This window comes from Cellulomonas biazotea (genome assembly GCF_004306155.1).
In the GTDB taxonomy this organism is placed as follows: Bacteria; Actinomycetota; Actinomycetes; order Actinomycetales; family Cellulomonadaceae; genus Cellulomonas; species Cellulomonas biazotea.
Window position 1 is genome coordinate 1 of sequence record NZ_BIMR01000499.1, and the last position, 1,308, is coordinate 1,308.

The window sequence follows — 1,308 nt, forward strand, 5'->3', positions numbered from 1 at the left end:
GCGCTCGCCGCCCGCGCGGGGTCGTCCCGGGCGGTCGTCGCGGCGCGGGCCGTGGTCGCACTGCTGCCCGCCGACCCGGCCCCGGCCGTCGTCGCCCCCGCCCTGGAGCCGCCCACGCGCGCGTTCCTCGAGATCTGGCCGCCCGGCGCGGGCACGCGTCCTGCCGTCGAGGACGGCGCCACGCTCGTCGCCCGGTGGGTCGACCCGGACGTCCCCCGGAAGATGCTCGCCGTCGACCTCACCCTCCCGGACCGGCCCGACGCGACCTACCGGGTCGTCAAGGCGTGGTTCTACGACCTCGAGCACGAGGGCCAGTGCGCCGCGCTCTCGGACGCCGGGGTTCGCGCCGGCACGCGCGGGCTGGACGCGTGGCTGCGCTGGGACGACGCCGCCGGGCGGCTCGTCGTCGGGGCGCAGCGGGACTGGCGCGGCGGCACGGACGGCCCGCTGTCGGGCGGCGGGCCCGTGCCGCCCCTGACGACGTCGATGGTCGCGGCCCTCCTCGCGAGCCTCTGCCACGACGACCCCGAGACGTACCACCCGCGCGAGATCCTGCACGAGGGCCTCGTGGGTTCCGCCGCAGTGGCCGTCGCGGTGCGCGCGCTCGTCACGCAGCCCGACGTCAGCCCGGCCCGCATGGTCCGGCTGCTGGAGTCCCACCCGACCACGCTGCCCGTGCTGTGGCCCGTCCTCGTCGAGTCGGTCCGGCACGCCGCCGCGGTCGACGGCGCGCCGCCGCGCTGGCTCAACCGGGTGCTCGACGTCGCGCTCCTGCACGCCGCGCACCTGCGGGAGGCTGCCGACCGTGGGCTGCTGCCCACCGAGGCCGCCGCCTGGCCGGGACTCGCCGCGCTCGCCGCCCGGCCCGGGTCGTCCGCCGTGCTCCGCAAGGCGCGCGACCTGGCGGCGCGGCTGCTGACCGACGGCTCCTAGAGTCACGTCCATGGCGGGAACGACGGTCACGTCCACGGACGGGGTGACGGCGGGCGCCTGGGACGCGGCCCGACGCGACTTCGGCGACGCCGCGCGGTGGTTCGCGTCGGTCGTCGCCGACGCCGGTGCCGGCGACCCGTGGGCCCGGCCCGGGCTGGGGGAGTGGGACGTCCGCGCGCTCGTCGGGCACACCACCCGTGCGCTGCTCACCGTCGAGTCGTACCTCGCGCTGCCCGCCGACCGCGTCGAGGTCGCGTCCACCGCCGCCTACTACGTCGCGACGCGCGCGGTCGCCGCCGGACCGGACGTCGCCCAGCGCGGTCGCGACGCGGGCGCGGCCCTCGGCGAGGACCCCGTCGCGGCCGTCGCCGCGGT

Annotated in this window: 2 pseudogenes; both read left to right on the forward strand. The window is 79.0% G+C overall.

Annotated elements, in window-relative coordinates:
- Window positions 1-933: pseudogene (locus CBZ_RS20470) on the forward strand (hypothetical protein); the annotation flags it as partial.
- Window positions 934-943: 10 nt separating this feature from the next.
- A pseudogene (locus CBZ_RS20475) lies at window positions 944-1,308 on the forward strand (mycothiol maleylpyruvate isomerase); the annotation flags it as partial.